The following is a 17,681-nucleotide window of genomic DNA, read 5'->3' on the forward strand; positions in this document are numbered from 1 at the left end:
AGTTAGGTATCGCAGGCGTTTATATCAATGTCACGACCAGAAGGATGGCGCGGTTTCCTCCAGCCGCGGTCCGCGGCGAAACGGCGCGATCTTCTCGGTCAGGCCGGTGCGGTCGGAAATCTCGGCGCCGACGCCGCACAATGTTGCAGGGCCGGTCGACGCCTCGAAGCGTCCTTTCGGCACTTTCGACAGGAACCGGTTGAGCGGCTCCTCCTTGTCCATGCCGAGCGAGGAATCATAGTCGCCGCACATGCCGGCGTCGGAAATATAGCCGGTGCCGCCGTTGAGGATCTGGTGGTCGCCGGTCGGCTGATGCGTGTGGGTGCCGACGACGAGGCTGGCGCGGCCGTCGACGAAATGCGCAAAACACATTTTTTCAGAGGTCGCCTCGGCATGGAAATCGACGATCACCGCATCGGCCTGCTCGCCGAGTGGACAGGCGGCAAGTTCGCGCTCGCCGGCCTGGAACGGATCGTCGAGCTCGGGATGCATGAACACCCGGCCCATGATGTTGGCGACCAGAACGCGCGCGCCATTCCTGGCGATGTAGATCCCGGAGCCTCGCCCCGGCGTGCCCTTGGGGAAATTGGACGGACGCAGGAACCGCTCCTCGCGTGGTGCGAAAACCAGCGCGTCGCGCTGGTCCCAGACATGGTTGCCGGTGGTGACGACGTCGGCACCCGCCGAAATCGTCTCGCGAAATATCTCTTCGGTGATGCCGAATCCGCCGGCAGCGTTCTCGCCATTGACGATGACGAAGTCGAGTTTGAAATCCGAGATCAGGCCGGGCAGTTGTTCCCACACCGCCGTGCGGCCCGTTTTGCCGACCATGTCGCCGAGGAAGAGGAGTCTCATCTGAATATAATTCCGAACCGAAGGTCAGCGAAGCAAGAAGCTGCATGATTTTCGCAAAAGATCATGCGTCCAGAAAACTATCTACAATTGTGGCGCGAAGCGGCGCAACCCGCTCTCGGTGAGTATTTCCGGGATGATCACGTCATGCGGCTCGTCCGGCACCAGAGCCACCTCCTGGCAGTCGAAGGCAATGCCGATCAGCCGCGGCGCCTGCCCTTTCTCGATCAGCCTGGCGATTGCACGGTCATAGTGGCCGGCGCCGTAGCCGATGCGGTGGCCGCGCGCGTCGAAAGCGGCGAGCGGCACCAGCATCACCGCCGGATCGAGCACCGCCGCCTCCTCATGCGGCCCGATAGTGCCGAACCCCATGTCGACCATTGGTGCGCCGCGCACCAGTTCGCGAAAGACGATGGTGGTCTTGTCGAGAATGGCCGGCAGGCAAAGCCTCGCTCCATTTTCGCGCAAGGCGAACATTAGCGGCCGGACGTCGACCTCCGAGCGCATCGGCCAGAAGCCGGAGACGATCTGGCCCGGCTCGACCGCGACCCGGTCGCGCGCCGTTTCGGCCATTTCAAGCGCCGCCTCCACCCGCCAGAACGGATCGAGCGCGTCGCGGCGGCCGAGCGCTTCGCGGCGCAAATTTTTCTTCAGGTCCTTGGGAGAGGTCATATGGCCAGGGTAGAAAAGGTCGGATCTGATTGGAGCTTTGGGAGCGACGTTTTCCACCGCATGATCCCCCGAAGCGCGGGCGGACCCCTTGCATCGAGCGACGATCCACACAACCGGTGGAGAGAGCGATCCCGGGAACCTACAAAGTAGGTGGGCGCCGTATGAGAAAACCCACGGGTCTTCCCAGGGACAGCTCCCTAGGGATCATTAAGGCCCCGGGGAAAATGTTCTCCTGCCGGGAAGCGCAGACCGTCACACCCAATATAGGCCGATGGCCAACCAAGCGCCAGAGAGACAGCCATGTTCGGCGGCTTTATTCGCGCTTGACCTGCCCTTGCGCAGGCCAGGCCGCCTCCTTAGGGTTTTCCAGATGAACCAAGGAGAAGAAATGCGTTTCGAAGGCACAGCGGCCTATGTCGCCGACAAGGATCTGATGGTCGCGGTCAATGCGGCAATCGCGCTGGAGCGGCCGTTGCTGGTCAAGGGCGAGCCCGGCACCGGCAAGACCGAACTGGCGAGGCAAGTGTCGGCGGCGCTCGGCCTCGAGTTGATCGAATGGCACGTCAAGTCGACGACAAGGGCGCAGCAGGGTCTCTACGAGTATGACGCCGTCTCGCGGCTGCGCGACAGCCAGCTCGGCGACGCGCGCTTCAACGACATCAGGAACTACATCAAGCGCGGCAAGCTGTGGGACGCCTTCGCCGCGGCCAAGAAGGTCGTGCTTCTGATCGACGAGATCGACAAGGCCGATATCGAATTCCCCAACGATCTGTTGCAGGAACTCGATAGGATGGAGTTCTTCGTCTACGAGACCGGCGAGACGATCCGCGCCGCTGTGCGCCCGATCGTCATCATCACCTCCAACAACGAGAAGGAGCTGCCGGACGCCTTCCTGCGCCGCTGCTTCTTCCACTACATCCGCTTTCCCGATGCCGAAACCCTGCACAGGATCGTCGACGTGCACTATCCCGGCATCAAGCAGAACCTGGTGCGCGCCGCACTGACCCAGTTCTACGAGATCCGCGACGTGCCGGGCCTGAAGAAGAAGCCGTCGACCTCCGAGGCGCTGGACTGGATCCGCCTGCTCGTCGCCGACGACATCGCGCCGGAGGATCTGCGCGCTGACCCGAAAAACGCACTGCCGAAATTGCATGGTGCGCTGCTGAAGAGCGAACAAGACGTGCATCTGTTCGAGCGCCTGGCCTTCATGGCGAGAAGGCAGGGATAAAGCGGCAGAACGGACAGCGCTTTCCCCTTGCTGGACCGTTGCCACCAGCCGGGCACCGAGGCAGCTTCGGGCCAGAACTTCAGAGGGAAATGAAATGACCGAGATCACTGTTCGCCCACTTGCGCAATCCGACCACGCCGATTGGCAGCGACTGTGGACCGCCTACCTCACCTTCTACGAAACCAAGCTGCCGGAGGACGTCTACACCATCACCTGGAAACGCCTGTTCACGGCGGGTGAGTTCGAGCCGAAAGGCTTCATCGCCACTCTCGACGGCAAGGCGGTTGGCCTGACGCATTATCTCTACCATCGCTCCTGCTGGTCGCAGATAAACAACTGCTATCTCCAGGATCTGTTCGCCGACCCTGACGTGCGCGGCAAGGGCGTCGGCGCCGCGCTGATCGAGGCGGTAAAGCAGGAAGCCGGCAAGATCGGCGTCAAGAACGTCTACTGGATGACCCACGAAACCAATACCACCGCACGCAAGCTCTACGACTATGTGGCGCGACGGACCGGCTTCATAGAGTATGATCTGCTATAGACGGTGCGATGTTCATCCCTTTCTTCCTCGAACTGAAAGCCGCGCGGGTTCCGGTCTCGCTCCGGGAGTATCTGTCGCTGCTGGAAGGATTGGAGGCGGGGCTGGTCGACTATGATGTCGAGGGTTTTTACTATCTCGCCCGATCGGCGCTGGTGAAGGACGAGCGCCACATCGACCACTTCGACCAGGTCTTTTCGCACATCTTCAAAGGCGCCGAAGCACTGGCTGGCGAAAACGCGGTCGATGTCGCCAACATCCCGGAAGAATGGCTGCGCCGGCTCGCCGAAAAGCACCTGACCGATGAGGAGAAAAAGCTGGTCGAGGCGCTCGGCGGTTTCGACAAGCTGATGGAGACGCTGAAAAAGCGGTTGGAGGAGCAAAAAGGCCGCCATCAGGGCGGCTCGAAATGGATCGGCACCGGCGGCACTTCCCCCTTTGGCGCCTATGGCTACAATCCCGAAGGGGTGCGCATCGGCCAGCATGAGAGCCGCAACCGCCGTGCGGTGAAAGTCTGGGACAGGCGCGAGTTCAGGAATTTCGACGATGCGGTCGAGCTCGGCACCCGCAACATCAAGATCGCGCTGAAGCGCTTGCGCCGCTGGGTGCGTGAAGGCGCCGAGGAGGAGTTCGACCTGCCCGGCACCATCCACGCCACCGCCGAGCACGGCTACCTCGACGTGCAGACGCGGCCTGAGCGGCGCAATGCCGTGAAGCTGCTGATGTTCTTCGATGTCGGCGGCTCGATGGACGACCACATCAGAGGCGTCGAGGAGCTGTTTTCGGCCGCTCGCGCAGAATTCCGCCAACTCGAGTATTTCTACTTCCACAACTGCCTCTACGAGGGCGTGTGGAAGGACAACCGCCGCCGCCATGCCGAGGTGATTCCGACCTTCGACCTCCTCCACAAATACGGTCCGGACTACAAGGTGATTGTCGTCGGCGACGCCTCGATGAGCCCTTACGAGATCGCGCATCCCGGCGGCTCGGTCGAGCATTGGAACCCTGAGGCCGGCGCCGTCTGGCTGGGCCGGCTGCTGCAGCAATGGCCGAACGCGGTATGGCTCAACCCGGAAAACCAGAAGAACTGGGGGTTTACCCATTCGATCGCCATGATCCGCGACATCTTCGGCGGCCGCATGTTTCCGCTGACGTTCGCCGGGCTCGAAGCCGCGACGAAGCAGCTTTCAAGGAAGCACTGAATGGCTTTACGACACGCAAGACAGGAAGGCCGATGACCTGTTTCCTCTGCCTGCAGTGTGGCGTCCAGTTCGCGGCGGCAGCAACGCCGCCGGACCATTGCCCGATCTGCGAGGACGAGCGGCAATATGTGCGCTGGGAGGGCCAGGCCTGGATCACGCCGGAAGAGCTCGCCGCCGGGCATCGGATCGTGATGAAAGAAGACGCCGGTGTGCTAGCCTTCGGCATCGAGCCGCGCTTCGCCATCGGTCAACGGGCGCTGCTGGCGCAAACGCCGCACGGCAATGTGCTGTGGGACTGTATCTCGATGGTCAGCGACGAGGCGGTGGCCGAAATCAACCGACGGGGCGGCCTTGCCGCGATCGCCATATCGCACTGCCATTATTATTCGGCGATGATCGAGTGGAGCGAGGCGTTTGGCGGCGTGCCGATCTACCTCCACGCCGACGATCGTCAGTGGATCATGCGGCCGCATCCGGCTGTTATCAGTTGGGAGGGCGAGACGCGCGCCCTGAACCCCTCGCTGACTCTTATCCGTTGCGGCGGTCATTTTGCCGGTGGCCAGGTGCTGCACTGGAAACGCGACGGCGGCGACGCCATCCTGGCCGGCGACATCTTGCAGGTGACGCCGACTCGCCGCCATGTCAGCTTCATGTACAGCTACCCGAACTACATTCCGCTCAATGCGGCGAAAGTGCTCGGCATCAAGGCCGCGCTGGGGCCTTTCGCGTTCGACCATATCTATGGCGCATGGTGGAACCAGAATGTCATCGGAGATGCAAAGGCGGCATTTGCAGCTTCTGTCGCGCGGTATCTCGCGGCGATCGCCTGAGGGGTTCTTCGCGGCAGGATCGGAAAACACGGGCAAAAATCGTAACGAATGCCTATTTTAGGCGAACTTGGAAAGGCAACCCAAGTACCGGCATAGACTAAGAGGCAAAAAAATGGATAGCCACACCTACCCCGTCACCCGCACCGATGCCGAATGGCGCGCCCGGCTGACGCCGGAGCAATATGCGGTGATGCGCAACCACGGCACCGAGCGGCCGGGCAGCTGCGCCTTGCTCCACGAGAAGCGCGCCGGCACCTTTTCCTGTGTCGGCTGCGACCAGCCTTTGTTCGAATCGAAGCTGAAATTCGAGAGCGGCACCGGCTGGCCGAGCTTCAACGACCCGGTGCCAGGTTCCGTTGAGACGACCATCGACCGCAGCTACGGCATGGTTCGCACCGAATGCCACTGCGCCCGCTGTGGCAGCCATCTCGGCCACGTCTTCGAGGACGGCCCGCCGCCGACCGGCCTTCGCTATTGCATCAACGGCGTCGCGCTGAAATTCGAGCCGGCCGCCTGACTGGAATTCGACGTTGGCAAAGGACGGCTTCGGCCGCCCTTTGCCGGCAGCACTGTCCTGTCAGACCACCACCACCAGCATCAGCCACAGCACAGCCCCGAGCGTCATCAGCGAAGCCTTGACGCCGCCGGATTTCTCGGCGGTCCGCCACACCGCGAAAGTCAGGAAGAAGTTGTACGGCACCGGCGCGAAATGCATCGCCAGAACGAGAGCGAGCGGCAGTTTCAGCCCGAGCAGGATGAGCGCCAGCACCGACGACGCGATGTTGATCGCCGTGCCGACAAGGACCAGATCGCGCCAGAACAGCCGATCGAGCGGCGCTGTGCCCCGCCAGCGCGAGCGCAAGAAGCCCGACGCACGGTCTGCCTTGCCGTCTTCGCCTTCGAAGGTGTTTGGCGCACTCATCTATGCAGCCTTCTCTCATTCGACCGCCGCAGAAATGTCCAACGCCGCAAGCCTGTCAACACAAGCCGATCATCGGCACGCAAGCGTATGATCTGACAGATCGTCATCAAACGGTCGTGAAACCTTTCTACGTCGACCCCATTGTCGGCGTCTCGGCGAAGATATCTTCGCCGGAATCTGCCGCCCATCATCCAGTCGCCTGCCAGGGAGATATTGAGATGAGCGATAATGTCTACAACGTGCTGTTTCTTTGCAACGCCAATTCGGCGCGATCCATCATGGGGGAAGCGATACTAAATCGGATCGGCGCCGGCAGGTTCAAGGCCTTTTCCGCCGGTTCCCAGCCGAAGGGCGAGGTCAACCCCTACGCACTGCAACTGCTTCAAAGTCTCAGCTACGATACGAGCTTCGCCCGTTCGAAAGGCTGGGACGAGTTCGCCGAGCCCGACGCGCCGGAAATGAACTTCGTCTTCACGCTTTGCGACAGCACCGCGAATGAATCCTGTCCGATCTGGCCGGGTCATCCGATGACCGCACTCTGGTCGATACCCGACCCATCCAAGGCGGACGGCACCGAAGCCGAACTGCATCTTGCCTTTGCCGATGCCTATCGCATGCTCAACAACCGCATCTCGCTGTTCGTCAATCTGCCGATGGATGCGCTCGACCATCTGGCGCTGCAACACCATCTCGACGAGATCGGCCGCGACACGCCGAAGCTGAACTGAGGGGCGATGCATTTCGATTGCTTTGCGATCGGCATATGGCGGGCGATCGAACTCACGATCGGACGTCGTCTCGCAAAACCTCGACGACCGCGCGTTCGATGCGCGATGCCTCCGTCACCAGCCAGTCGGCCATGGCCGGCCAGTTGTCCTCGGCAAAGCAGTTCACCCGCCACATCGAATTGATGCCGAGGCCCTCGCAACTCTGTTCCGGCCTGAGCTTCAACCTGTCTTCGATCGCCAGTTGGAAAGGCTTCAACCGCGACCAGGCGTCCGTGGCACCGAACTTCTCGTTGCGGCCGAAGAAGACGCCGACATGGTTCTGCGCCGGCGCGACATACATGGAAAGGACCAATGCGAAGTCAGGCAGCCCGCGCTGCCAGAACCAGGGGCCGCGCCGCGCCATCAGAGCTCTTTCTTCCGGATGCCGTTCCGCGAACAGCGTCCAGAAGCCGCGTTGGCGGAATTCAGAGGCGCGGCGGGCGCCAAAGTCGAATTCGCTCATGGTTCGATGCTCATGTCGGCATCACACGGACAAGCCAGACGGTGGCTTGTCCCCTTACACCATACCGAGCGCGGCCTTGTAGAGGTCGAGGATGGATTCCTCCTCCTGCCGTTCGGCCTGATCCTTCTTGCGCAGCCGGATGATCGACCGCATCGCCTTGGTGTCGAAGCCGGTGCCCTTGGCCTCGGCGAACACTTCCTTGATGTCGTCGGCGATCGTCTTCTTCTCTTCCTCGAGCCGCTCGATGCGCTCGATGAAGGCTCGCAGCTGGCCGGCGGCAACGGTCTGGCTGGTCTCGGTGATGTCGTCGGCCATTTTTTTCTCCGCGTCGTTTTCGCGCCGCGACTCAGGCGATCTGTCGCGGCGAATTTGCAGCGGTTCGATGCCCGACCAAGGGCGGCGGGTCAAGCTGTTATCGATGCGGCATGAAGGGTTGAGCAAGCCTAACCGAAGGCGACCAGCAGATCCTTTGCGTCGATCTGATCGCCGGCCTTGACCAGCACTTCGGCGATTGTACCATCACGCTCGGCATGCAGCGCCGTTTCCATCTTCATCGCCTCGATCGACAGCAGCACGTCGCCGGCCTTGACCGCCTGGCCGGCAGCAACGGCGAGCGCCGAGACCACGCCCGGCATCGGCGCGCCGACATGCGCCTCGTTGCCCGGCTCGGCCTTGCGCCGCGCCTTGGCTGCGGAAGCGCCATGCGCGCGGTCCGGCACCTTGACCCGGCGCGGCTGGCCGTTGAGCTCGAAGAACACGGTGACCATGCCCTTCTCGTCGACATCGCCGATGGCCAGGCAGCGCACCACCAGCGTCTTGCCCTTCTCGATGTCGACAAAGATCTCGTCTTCCGGCTTCATGCCGTAGAAATAGGTCGGCGTCGGCAGCACGCTGACCGGTCCGTAGGTTTCCTGCGCTGCGGTAAAGTCGGAAAACACTTTCGGGTACATCAACCACGAGGCGAATTCGAATTCGCTGAGCTTGCGCTCCAGCCTGTCCTCGACCTCCTTGCGGCTGGCCTTGAGATTGGCCGCTTTCAGCAGGGAGCCAGGCCGGTCCGTGATTGGCCTGTCGCCCTTAAGCACCTTCTTCTGCAGTGCCTCCGGCCAACCGCCGGGCGACTGGCCGAGATCGCCGCGCAGCATCGACACGACCGAGTCCGGGAAGGCGATGTCCTTGGCCGGATTTTCGACATCGGCAACCGTCAGATCCTGACTCACCATCATCAAAGCCATGTCGCCGACAACCTTGGACGACGGCGTCACCTTGACGATGTCGCCGAACATCAGATTGACGTCGTGATAGGTCTGCGCCACTTCGTGCCAGCGCGTCTCCAGCCCGAGTGAGCGCGCCTGTTCCTTGAGGTTGGTGAACTGCCCACCCGGCATTTCGTGCAGATAGACTTCCGAGGCCGGCCCTTTCAGATCGCTCTCGAAGGCGGCATACTGGTTGCGCACCGCCTCCCAGTAGAACGAAATGTTCCTGATCCATTGCGGGTCGAGCCCCGGATCCCGTTCGGTGCCCCTCAGCGCCTCGACGATCGAGCCCAGGCAAGGCTGCGAGGTGTTGCCCGACAAGGAGTCCATCGCCGCGTCGATGGCGTCGACGCCGCTGTCCACCGCCGCCAGCACCGTCGCCGCCGACAGGCCTGACGTGTCGTGCGTGTGGAAGTGGATCGGCAGATCGGTCGCCTCGCGCAGCGCCTTGAACAGTGCGCGGGCAGCATTCGGCTTCAAGAGCCCGGCCATGTCCTTTACCGCGATGATATGGGCGCCGGCCACCTGCAACTCCTTGGCCAGCGCGACATAGTATTTGAGGTCGTACTTGGCTCGGGCCGGGTCGAGTATGTCGCCGGTGTAGCAGATCGCCGCCTCGATCAGCTTGCCCTCGGCGCCAACCGCATCCATCGCGACGCGCATATTGTCGACCCAGTTCAGACAGTCGAAGACGCGGAACAGATCGATGCCGCCGCTTGCTGCCTGCTTGACGAAGTGCTGGACGACATTGTCGGGATAGTTGGTGTAGCCAACGCCGTTGGCGCCGCGCAAAAGCATTTGCAGCAACAAATTGGGCGCCGCCTCGCGCACCAGCGACAGCCGCTCCCACGGGTCTTCGGTAAGGAAGCGCATGGCGACGTCGAAGGTCGCGCCGCCCCAGCATTCGAGCGATAAAAGCTGCGGCAGCGCGCGCGCATAGGTGCCGGCAATGCCGGCGATGTCATATGTGCGCACGCGCGTCGCGAGCAAGGATTGATGTCCGTCACGCATCGTCGTGTCGGTGACGAGCACCTCTTTTTGTGCGCGCATCCAGGCCGCGAACTTCTCCGGCCCCAGCGCGTCGAGCTTCTGCTTGCCGCCGGCAGGCACGTTGCCGTTGAGATAGGGCACCATGGGTGCCGCCGCATCGGCCTTCGGCTGCGGCCGGCCGCGTGTCTCGGGATGGCCGTTGACGCTGACATCGGCCAAATAGTTGAGCAGCTTGGTCGCGCGGTCCTGCCGCTTCACGCTCGCGAACAGTTCCGGCGTCGTATCGATAAACTTGGTCGTGTAGGAATTGTCGGCGAAACTCGGGTGGTTGATGATCGCCTCGAGGAAGGTGAGGTTGGTCGCCACGCCGCGGATGCGGAACTCGCGCAGCGCGCGGTTCATGCGCGCGATCGCCTCGCCCGGCGTTGGCGCCCAGGCGGTAATCTTCTCCAGCAGCGGATCGTAGAAACGGGTGATCACCGCGCCCGAATAGGCGGTGCCTCCGTCGAGGCGGATGCCGAAACCGGTGGCGCCGCGATAGGCGGTGATGCGGCCATAGTCGGGAATGAAGTTTTGCTCGGGATCTTCCGTGGTGATGCGGCACTGCAGCGCGTGGCCGTTCAGCCTGATATCCTTCTGCGCCGGCACGCCAGATTCCGGCGTGCCGATCGCGAAACCATCGAGGATGTGGATCTGCGCCTTGACGATGTCGATGCCGGTCACCTGCTCGGTGACGGTGTGCTCGACCTGGATGCGCGGGTTGACCTCGATGAAGTAGAATTTACCGGTGTCGGCATCCTGCAGGAACTCCACCGTGCCGGCGCCGATATAGCTCGTCTCGCGGGCGATCTTCAGCGCATAACCGCAAAGTTCCTCGCGCAGCGACATTTCGAGATACGGCGCCGGTGCGCGCTCGACGACCTTCTGGTTGCGGCGCTGGATGGAGCAGTCGCGCTCGAACAGATGCACGGCATTGCCTTGGCGGTCGCCAAGTACCTGCACCTCGACATGGCGGGCACGCTCGATCAACTTTTCGAGATAGACCTCGTCCTTGCCGAAGGCGGCTTTCGCCTCACGCTTGCCCTCCGTCACCTCGCGGGCGAGATCGGCTTCCGAGCGGATGGCGCGCATGCCGCGGCCGCCGCCGCCCCATGATGCCTTCAGCATCACCGGATAGCCGATCGTCTTGGCGAGTGCCTTCACCGCCTCCATGTCGTCCGGCAACGGCTCGGTGGCGGGAACCACCGGCACGCCAACCTCGATCGCCAGGTTGCGTGCGGCGACCTTGTTGCCGAGCCTGCGCATCGTATCCGGCCTGGGTCCGATGAAAATGATGCCGGCCTTGGCGCAGGCTTCGGCGAATTCAGGACTTTCCGACAACAGTCCGTAGCCCGGATGGATGGCATCGGCGCCCGAAAGCCTGGCGACGCGGATCACCTCCTCGATCGACAGATAGCTTTCGATCGGCCCCATATCCTTGGCGAGATGCGGCCCGCGCCCGACCTGGTAGCTTTCATCGGCCTTGAAGCGGTGCAGCGAGTATTTGTCCTCCTCGGCCCAGATCGCAACGGTTTTGAGGCCGAGTTCGTTGGCCGCGCGGAAGACGCGGATAGCGATTTCGGACCGGTTGGCGACAAGGATCTTCGTGATTGCCAAGGACAAGGCTCCGGACGCTGACGGGAAGGAACTGGCGCCATGATTAACGCGAAAATGCTGCAGCGCAAACAAAATCGGGCGGCGGTTAAACCGATTTAAATCGATTCTTTGCGTTAGAGCGCCGCGCGTCCCCTCGAATGCGCAAGGGACGCTCTGACAACAGGCAATACATCAAACGAAAAATGCCCGGCGCAAGGCGCCGGGCATTCCGGAATTGTCGTCGTCGACAGGCTTACATCTTCTGAACGTAGGTGTACTTGCCGTCGTCGCCCTTCTTCCATTCGTACATGACGTAGCCAGGCAGCGTCGGATCGCCCTTCTCGTCATAGGAAAGGTCGCCCAGCACGGTCTTGAACGGGCCGTTGGCCTTGAGAGCCTTGGCGACTTCCTGCGGATCGTTCGACTTGGCGGCCGTCGCGGCTGCCGCGATGGCCTGCATGGCGGCGTAGGAGTAGAGCGTGTAGGCCTCCGGCTCGAAGCCCTGCGCGCGGAACTTCTCGACGAGTTCCTTGTTCGCCGGGATCAGGCGCGGATCCGGCCCGAACGTGTTCAGCGTGCCCGCGACCGCGTCGCCAGCGATCGAGGCCAGCTCGTTCGATACGATGCCGTCGCCGGAAACCAGCGTGGCCTCGAGGCCCTGGTCAGCCACCTGGCGGATGATCAGGCCGGCTTCGGTGTGCAGACCACCCCAATAGATGATGGAAACGCCGGCTTCCTTCATCTTGGCGATCAACGCCGAGAAGTCCTTGTCGCCGACATTGACGCCTTCGTACATGACTTCCGTCACGCCGGCAGCGTTCATCGCCTTCTTGGTCTCGTCGGCAAGACCCTGACCATAGGTCGTCTTGTCGTGGATCACCGCGATCTTGGCATCCTTGAAGTTCGACGCGAGATAGGCGCCGGCGATGCTACCCTGCTGGTCGTCACGTCCGCAGGTACGGAACGTGTTCCACAGGCCGCGCTCGGTGAATTGCGGGTTGGTCGCGGCCGGCGTGATCTCGAGGATACCGTTTTCAGCGTAGACTTCCGATGCCGGGATCGAAACGCCCGAGTTGAAGTGGCCGACCACGAACTTGACGCCGTCGCCGACGAACTTGTTGGCGACCGAAATGCCCTGCTTCGGATCGGAGACGTCGTCGCCGACCGTGAGCTTGATCTGCTCGCCGTTGATGCCGCCGGCCGCATTGATGTCGGCGACGGCCGCCTCGGCGCCCTTCTGCAGTTGCGCGCCGAAGGCGGCGTTCGGACCGGTGATCGGACCGGCAACGCCGACCAGGATGTCAGCCCACGCGCTGCCGCTGAACGCGACGAGCGCGGTCAGGGCGACGGCGGACAAAAGTGATTTTCTCATGTAAAACGCTCCCATTTACGGAGTGGGCGTGAATGATGCTTTCATGCGATGCCCACTTTTACTCGCAGAAAGGGTACTTTGCCGATTTTCAGGCGCTTGTCACGCCGATTCATTCTTGAAACGGCGTTAATGGTGAACGTCAACCTTTTGGTTTCCAGCTCAAAAGCGATGCTCTTTCGTAGAGCCAGTTATACTGCGTCACCATCTGGTTGGTGCGCGTGTATTGATAGCCGATGAAGCCCAATATCATCAGGACTATGGTGTCGACGATGTAGTACTGCAGCGAGAACATCGTGCCGCCGAACAGCGCGTGATGGATGAACCTTACGGCGATGCCGAGGCCGAGCATATAGGCGAACAGCTGGAGGAAACTGCGCCATGTCTGGGCGCAGGCCTTGCCCGTCATCCATGCCGCCCAGCCGCCAAGCAGGCAGGTGACGAAGAAGAACTGCCAGACCGAGGGTTCCTCGTAGAGAATGCCCTGCATGATGAAGACTCCTGAACTCAGTGATGGCCGCCTTCGAGATAGGCGGCGCGCACGTCCGGATCGGCGAGCAGCTCCTTGCCGGTGCCGCTCATCGTCACATTGCCGTTGACCAAGACATAGCCGCGCGTGGCGAGCTTCAGCGCGCCGAAGGCGTTCTGCTCGACCAGGAACACGGTCAGCCCCTGCGTGCGGTTCAACTCGCGAATGGCGTCGAAGATCTGCTTGACGATCAGCGGCGCCAGGCCCAGCGACGGCTCGTCGAGCAGGAGCAGCTTCGGCCGCGCCATCAGCGCCCGGCCGATCGACAGCATCTGCTGCTCGCCGCCCGACAGCGTGCCGCCGCGCTGGGCAATGCGCTCCTTCAGGCGCGGAAACAGAGTGAACACCTTCTCGACGTCCTCGTCGTAATGCTGGAGGTTGTCGAGGCTAGCGCCCATCTGCAGGTTTTCCATCACCGTCATGCGCGGGAAGATGCGCCGGCCCTCCGGCGACTGGGCGATGCGCATGCGCGCGATCTCATGGGTCGGCAATTGAGTGATGTCGGTGCCGGCGAAGGTGATGGTGCCCGCCCGCGCCCGTGGAGCACCAAAAATGGTCATCATCAGCGTCGACTTGCCGGCGCCATTGGCGCCGATCAGCGCCACGATCTCGCCCTGCTTGACGGTGACATCGACGCCGTTCAACGCCCTGATGTTGCCGTAGTAGGTCTGGACGCCCTTGATATCGAGCAGCGTTGTGCCAGCCATTATTTACGCCCTCCGCGCCGGTTGGTGACGCCCGGTGTCGACTTCGTCGCAGCCTTGGTGGTCGGCTTTGCTGCGGAAGATTTCGCGGCAGCAGGTTTCGCCTTCGGTTTGGCTTTGGTCGGCGATGCGGGCTTAGATGCGGCACTCGACCTTGCATCGACCTGCCCGGCCTTCGAGGCGCCCCTCGACACCGTGACGCGTTCGCCCTCGCTATGGCCGACCGTGTCGGTCACCGGTCCGGCGAGATACGAAGATGACGTGCCCGGGCCGTGCGCCGAATCCGGACCCGTATCCAGTTGCTCGATGACGTCTTCGTCGCCGACCTCGGTCAGCACCGTCTCGACCTCCTCGTCTTCGACCCCGAGATAGGCGGCGATGACCCGCGGGTCGGTGCGTACCGCCTGCGGGCTGCCGTCCGAAATCTTGCGGCCATATTCGAGCACCACGACGTGGTCGGAAATCTGCATGACCACCGCCATGTCGTGCTCGATCAGCAGGATCGAGGTGCCGGTATTGTCCTTGATGTCCATCAGGAGCTCGTTGAGCGCCATTGATTCCTTTGGATTGAGCCCGGCGGCCGGTTCGTCGAGGCAGAGCAGTTCCGGACCCGTGCACATGGCCCGCGCGATCTCCAGGCGCCGTTGTGCGCCGTAGGGCAGGTCGCCGGCCGGATCGTCGGCTCGGTCGACGAGGTTGGCCTTCTCCAGCCAGTGCCTGGCCAGGTCGATCGACTCGGCCGACGCTGTCCGGTAGCCGCTGAAGCCGAACAGGCCGAGGACGGTGTAGCCGGACGCCTTCATCAGCTTGTTGTGCTGTGCCACCAGCAGGTTCTCCAGCAGCGTCATGCCCGAGAACAGACGAATGTTCTGGAAGGTGCGCGCCACCTTGGCACGCGCCGGAATCTCATGATTGGGCAATCGTTCGAGCAGATAGCTCGAGCCGTCGCGCCGATTGAGCGTAAGCATGCCTTCCGACGGTTTGTAGAAACCGGTGATGCAGTTGAACACGGTGGTCTTGCCGGCGCCGTTCGGTCCGATCAGGGCGGTAATCTCGCCGCGCCTGGCCTGGAAGGACAGGTCGCCGATGGCAACGAGACCGCCGAACTTCATCGACAGATGCTCGACCTGCAGTATGGCATCGTTCATGCCCGGGTTGGCTTTCTGAATCGAGCTCGCATCACTCATCAGCCGTGGCCCTCCTTGGTGAAGGAACCGGATACGGCCCTGCGCTCCTTGAGAAAGGCTGTCGGTTCACGACTGCCGACGAAGCCGCGCGGCTTCCAAACCATGACGATGACCATGGCCATGCCGAACAGCAGCATGCGGTAGAGTTCCGGAGTGAAATCTGGACCGAAGACCTGCTTCAGGAAATCGAGTTCGCGCAGCGCCTCGGTGCCGCCGATCATCACCATGGCTGCGACGGCAATGCCGACCAGCGAGCCCATGCCGCCAAGCACGACGATGGCCAGGATGATCGCTGATTCCAGGAAGATGAAGGATTCGGGGCTGACGAAACCTTGCCGCGCGGCGAAGAACGAGCCGGCGAAGCCGCCGAACATGGCGCCGGTGGCAAAAGCGGTGAGCTTGGTGGTGGTGGTGTTGATGCCGAGCGAGCGGCAGGCGATCTCGTCCTCGCGCAGCGCTTCCCAGGCGCGGCCGACGGGCATGCGCCTGAGCCTTATGGTGACGAAGGCGGTGAGCAGGCAGAGCCCGAGGATCAGGTAGTAGAGGAAGATCTTGTAGTAGGCGCCTGACTGGGCGATGTCGAGCACCTTGGCGATATAGTTCTCGTCCGAGACGTTGAACGACATCAGACCGAAGAAAGAGACCTTTGGGATGCCTGAAATACCGGCCGATCCGTTGGTCACCTCGCGCCAGTTGATGATCACCAGCCTTATGATCTCGCCGAAGGCCAGCGTCACGATCGCCAGATAGTCGCCGCGCAGGCGCAGCACCGGAAAGCCGAGCATCACGCCCCAGAACGCGGCCATGGCGCCGGCGGCCGGCAGCAGGATCCAGAACGACAGGCCGTATTGCGTGCCGAGCAGTGCATAGGCATAGGCGCCGACGGCGTAGAAGGCGACATATCCGAGGTCGAGCAGACCGGCGAGGCCAACGACGATATTCAGCCCCCACGCCAGCATCACATAGATCAGGATCTGGATGCCGAAATTGTCGATCCATTTCAGCGAGCCCTGGAAGCCGCCCGCCATCGATCCGCTGTACAGCGCAAGCACCAGCACAACGATGACAGGATAGGTCGCCAGTGTGGCGATGCCCAATGCCGAGAAGTGCGCATGGATGAAGCTGCGGAAATAAAACAGCACCGAGGCCAGGGCGTAGATGATCGCCAGCGCTCGTGCGAACCGCGCATAACCGGCAAGGCCCGGCCCCAGCAAGGCATCAAGGGAGCCGGCCAGGAGAGCCAGAACGACCACTATGGCGATGGCTGCGATGAAATACGGCAACCGGAAGAACCGCGTGGCCACGGTGTCCGGCAACAGGCCGGTGGCGATATCGGCGATCTTCTGTTTAGCCAGGAAGGGCTGGCCATAGGCGATATAGACAAAGCGTCCGACCATGGTCAGCACAACCACGGCAAAGAGAAGCCACCAGCGCTGGACAAGGATCAGTTCGTTCGAGATGTTCTGATCGGTCTTCAGCCCGATGAACAGCACGAACAGGCCGAGCACGATGGCGCCGGCATAAAACGCCTCGCGCGTGGCGCGTTGCACTGGGGTGGCGACGATGTCGCGCTCCGGAGATGCGGTGACGGCCATGACCTCAGACCTTTTCGACTTCTGGCCGGCCCAGAATGCCGGAAGGCAGGAAGATCAGCACGATCGCCAGGATGGAGAAGGCGGCGACGTCCTTGTAGTCGATCGAGAAATAGGCCGACCACATGCTCTCGATGAAGCCGATCATCAGCCCACCGAGCACGGCGCCGGGCAGCGAGCCGATGCCGCCGAGCACCGCCGCCGTGAATGCCTTCACGCCGGGTGTGAAACCGTCGGAGAAGGCGATGACGCCGTAATACATCAGGAACAGCGTACCGGCGACGGCCGCAAGGGCCGCGCCCATGACGAAGGTGATCGAGATGGTACGGTCGACGTCGATGCCTAGCAATGCCGCCATCTTGCGGTCCTGCTCGCAGGCTCTTTGCGCTCGACCAAGCGACGTCCTGTTGACCAGGTACCAGAACAGCGCCAGCAGCAGCGCGGTGACGACGACGATGATGATCTGCTTCAGCGACACGCTGATGCCCTCGATATTGTAGACCTTGGACACCATCGGCGGGATCGGCTTGTTGCGCGGCCCCTGCGTCACTTGGACGAAGTTGGACAGCGCGATCGACATGCCGATCGCGGTGATCAGCGGCGCCAGCCGGAACGAACCACGCAAGGGCCGGTAGGCCACCTTCTCGATCGTCCAGTTATACAGGCTGGTCAACAGCATCGCGACGATCATCATGACCAGGAGCGCGATCACCACCGGCACCGAATAGAACAACGCACCGAGGATGAGGAAAACGATGAGGGCGGTAAAGGCGCCGATCATGAAGATGTCGCCATGGGCGAAATTGATCATGCCGATGATGCCGTAGACCATCGTGTAGCCGATCGCTATCAGCCCATAGATTGATCCCAGTGTCAGCCCGTTGATAAGCTGCTGGACAAAATACTGCATGCTGTCGTGGCTCCCCTGGAATGTCGCCCATGCAG

Annotated in this window: 18 protein-coding genes and 1 other RNA gene; 6 read left to right on the forward strand and 13 right to left on the reverse strand. The window is 62.2% G+C overall.

Annotation, left to right across the window (positions count from 1 at the left end; all coding sequences use genetic code 11):
* Positions 1-30 precede the first annotated feature (30 nt).
* The 3 genes from EJ066_RS05215 to ssrS form a co-directional block, all read right to left on the reverse strand.
* The gene (locus tag EJ066_RS05215; RefSeq protein WP_126035546.1) at positions 31-855 is read right to left on the reverse strand and encodes a YmdB family metallophosphoesterase; all 825 of its coding nucleotides are present in this window, start codon (positions 853-855) and stop codon (positions 31-33) included.
* 81 nt (positions 856-936) lie between these two features.
* Positions 937-1,524, reverse strand: coding sequence for a 5-formyltetrahydrofolate cyclo-ligase (locus EJ066_RS05220; RefSeq protein ID WP_126035548.1), 588 nt, complete (start codon positions 1,522-1,524; stop codon positions 937-939).
* 98 nt (positions 1,525-1,622) lie between these two features.
* A non-coding RNA gene (gene ssrS, locus EJ066_RS05225) (6S RNA) lies at positions 1,623-1,778 on the reverse strand.
* Positions 1,779-1,912: 134 nt separating this feature from the next.
* Between ssrS and EJ066_RS05230 the strand changes: the two genes are divergently transcribed.
* From EJ066_RS05230 to msrB, 5 genes are all read left to right on the forward strand, one after another.
* Entirely contained in the window at positions 1,913-2,752 is an 840-nt protein-coding gene (locus EJ066_RS05230; protein WP_126035550.1) for a MoxR family ATPase, read from the forward strand.
* Between the two features lie 94 nt (positions 2,753-2,846).
* Positions 2,847-3,293 (forward strand): GNAT family N-acetyltransferase, encoded by a 447-nt coding sequence (locus EJ066_RS05235; protein WP_126035552.1) that lies wholly within the window; start codon positions 2,847-2,849, stop codon positions 3,291-3,293.
* 8 nt (positions 3,294-3,301) lie between these two features.
* Positions 3,302-4,492 (forward strand): VWA domain-containing protein, encoded by a 1,191-nt coding sequence (locus EJ066_RS05240; RefSeq protein WP_126035554.1) that lies wholly within the window; start codon positions 3,302-3,304, stop codon positions 4,490-4,492.
* Positions 4,493-4,524: 32 nt separating this feature from the next.
* Positions 4,525-5,322 carry an MBL fold metallo-hydrolase gene (locus tag EJ066_RS05245; RefSeq protein WP_126035556.1) on the forward strand — a complete coding sequence of 266 codons (798 nt, stop codon included), beginning with the start codon at positions 4,525-4,527 and terminating at the stop codon, positions 5,320-5,322.
* 112 nt (positions 5,323-5,434) lie between these two features.
* On the forward strand, positions 5,435-5,839 hold the full coding sequence (gene msrB / locus EJ066_RS05250; protein ID WP_126035557.1) for a peptide-methionine (R)-S-oxide reductase MsrB: 405 nt from the start codon (positions 5,435-5,437) through the stop codon (positions 5,837-5,839).
* Between the two features lie 60 nt (positions 5,840-5,899).
* Here the strand turns inward: msrB and EJ066_RS05255 are convergent, their stop codons facing one another.
* A complete protein-coding gene (locus tag EJ066_RS05255; RefSeq protein ID WP_189644432.1) occupies positions 5,900-6,244 on the reverse strand; it encodes a hypothetical protein in 345 nt (114 codons plus the stop codon).
* Between the two features lie 218 nt (positions 6,245-6,462).
* Here EJ066_RS05255 and EJ066_RS05260 point away from each other — a divergent pair, with 218 nt between their 5' ends.
* Positions 6,463-6,972, forward strand: coding sequence for an arsenate reductase ArsC (locus EJ066_RS05260; protein WP_126035560.1), 510 nt, complete (start codon positions 6,463-6,465; stop codon positions 6,970-6,972).
* Between the two features lie 52 nt (positions 6,973-7,024).
* On the opposite strand, the gene EJ066_RS05265 is transcribed toward EJ066_RS05260, so the two are convergent.
* The 9 genes from EJ066_RS05265 to EJ066_RS05305 form a co-directional block, all read right to left on the reverse strand.
* Entirely contained in the window at positions 7,025-7,474 is a 450-nt protein-coding gene (locus EJ066_RS05265; RefSeq protein WP_126035562.1) for a hypothetical protein, read from the reverse strand.
* Between the two features lie 54 nt (positions 7,475-7,528).
* On the reverse strand, positions 7,529-7,789 hold the full coding sequence (locus tag EJ066_RS05270; RefSeq protein ID WP_023719653.1) for a DUF2312 domain-containing protein: 261 nt from the start codon (positions 7,787-7,789) through the stop codon (positions 7,529-7,531).
* 128 nt (positions 7,790-7,917) lie between these two features.
* On the reverse strand, positions 7,918-11,376 hold the full coding sequence (gene pyc / locus EJ066_RS05275; RefSeq protein WP_126035564.1) for a pyruvate carboxylase: 3,459 nt from the start codon (positions 11,374-11,376) through the stop codon (positions 7,918-7,920).
* A gap of 232 nt (positions 11,377-11,608) precedes the next feature.
* Positions 11,609-12,727: a branched-chain amino acid ABC transporter substrate-binding protein gene (locus EJ066_RS05280; RefSeq protein ID WP_126035566.1), complete on the reverse strand. Its 1,119-nt coding sequence runs from the start codon at positions 12,725-12,727 to the stop codon at positions 11,609-11,611.
* Between the two features lie 139 nt (positions 12,728-12,866).
* Entirely contained in the window at positions 12,867-13,214 is a 348-nt protein-coding gene (locus EJ066_RS05285) for a DUF6867 family protein (RefSeq protein WP_126035568.1), read from the reverse strand.
* A 17-nt stretch (positions 13,215-13,231) separates the two neighbouring features.
* Positions 13,232-13,960, reverse strand: a complete 729-nt coding sequence (locus EJ066_RS05290) for an ABC transporter ATP-binding protein (protein ID WP_126035570.1) — start codon at positions 13,958-13,960, stop codon at positions 13,232-13,234.
* Complete coding sequence (locus tag EJ066_RS05295) at positions 13,960-15,144, reverse strand: ABC transporter ATP-binding protein (protein WP_281035452.1); 1,185 nt, start codon at positions 15,142-15,144, stop codon at positions 13,960-13,962. The genes EJ066_RS05290 and EJ066_RS05295 overlap by 1 nt, the downstream gene beginning before the upstream one ends.
* Positions 15,144-16,739: a high-affinity branched-chain amino acid ABC transporter permease LivM gene (livM, locus tag EJ066_RS05300; RefSeq protein WP_126035572.1), complete on the reverse strand. Its 1,596-nt coding sequence runs from the start codon at positions 16,737-16,739 to the stop codon at positions 15,144-15,146. The genes EJ066_RS05295 and livM overlap by 1 nt, the downstream gene beginning before the upstream one ends.
* 4 nt (positions 16,740-16,743) lie before the next feature.
* A complete protein-coding gene (locus EJ066_RS05305; protein WP_126035574.1) occupies positions 16,744-17,646 on the reverse strand; it encodes a branched-chain amino acid ABC transporter permease LivH in 903 nt (300 codons plus the stop codon).
* Between the last annotated feature and the right edge of the window lie 35 nt (positions 17,647-17,681).

Origin of the sequence: Mesorhizobium sp. M9A.F.Ca.ET.002.03.1.2, assembly GCF_003952365.1 — a bacterium.
Lineage (GTDB): Bacteria > Pseudomonadota > Alphaproteobacteria > Rhizobiales > Rhizobiaceae > Mesorhizobium.

What these genes read in the sequence shown, in the direction of transcription:
- EJ066_RS05245 (WP_126035556.1), top strand. Translation starts at nt 4,525, where the DNA reads ATGACCTGTTTCCTCTGCCTGCAGTGTGGCGTCCAGTTCGCGGCGGCA.
- EJ066_RS05265 (WP_126035562.1), bottom strand. Translation starts at nt 7,474, where the DNA reads ATGAGCGAATTCGACTTTGGCGCCCGCCGCGCCTCTGAATTCCGCCAA.
- EJ066_RS05285 (WP_126035568.1), bottom strand. Translation starts at nt 13,214, where the DNA reads ATGCAGGGCATTCTCTACGAGGAACCCTCGGTCTGGCAGTTCTTCTTC.
- EJ066_RS05280 (WP_126035566.1), bottom strand. Translation starts at nt 12,727, where the DNA reads ATGAGAAAATCACTTTTGTCCGCCGTCGCCCTGACCGCGCTCGTCGCG.
- EJ066_RS05235 (WP_126035552.1), top strand. Translation starts at nt 2,847, where the DNA reads ATGACCGAGATCACTGTTCGCCCACTTGCGCAATCCGACCACGCCGAT.
- EJ066_RS05260 (WP_126035560.1), top strand. Translation starts at nt 6,463, where the DNA reads ATGAGCGATAATGTCTACAACGTGCTGTTTCTTTGCAACGCCAATTCG.
- EJ066_RS05240 (WP_126035554.1), top strand. Translation starts at nt 3,302, where the DNA reads ATGTTCATCCCTTTCTTCCTCGAACTGAAAGCCGCGCGGGTTCCGGTC.
- EJ066_RS05220 (WP_126035548.1), bottom strand. Translation starts at nt 1,524, where the DNA reads ATGACCTCTCCCAAGGACCTGAAGAAAAATTTGCGCCGCGAAGCGCTC.
- EJ066_RS05270 (WP_023719653.1), bottom strand. Translation starts at nt 7,789, where the DNA reads ATGGCCGACGACATCACCGAGACCAGCCAGACCGTTGCCGCCGGCCAG.
- EJ066_RS05290 (WP_126035570.1), bottom strand. Translation starts at nt 13,960, where the DNA reads ATGGCTGGCACAACGCTGCTCGATATCAAGGGCGTCCAGACCTACTAC.
- livM (WP_126035572.1), bottom strand. Translation starts at nt 16,739, where the DNA reads ATGGCCGTCACCGCATCTCCGGAGCGCGACATCGTCGCCACCCCAGTG.
- EJ066_RS05305 (WP_126035574.1), bottom strand. Translation starts at nt 17,646, where the DNA reads ATGCAGTATTTTGTCCAGCAGCTTATCAACGGGCTGACACTGGGATCA.
- EJ066_RS05295 (WP_281035452.1), bottom strand. Translation starts at nt 15,144, where the DNA reads ATGAGTGATGCGAGCTCGATTCAGAAAGCCAACCCGGGCATGAACGAT.
- EJ066_RS05215 (WP_126035546.1), bottom strand. Translation starts at nt 855, where the DNA reads ATGAGACTCCTCTTCCTCGGCGACATGGTCGGCAAAACGGGCCGCACG.
- EJ066_RS05255 (WP_189644432.1), bottom strand. Translation starts at nt 6,244, where the DNA reads ATGAGTGCGCCAAACACCTTCGAAGGCGAAGACGGCAAGGCAGACCGT.
- msrB (WP_126035557.1), top strand. Translation starts at nt 5,435, where the DNA reads ATGGATAGCCACACCTACCCCGTCACCCGCACCGATGCCGAATGGCGC.
- EJ066_RS05230 (WP_126035550.1), top strand. Translation starts at nt 1,913, where the DNA reads ATGCGTTTCGAAGGCACAGCGGCCTATGTCGCCGACAAGGATCTGATG.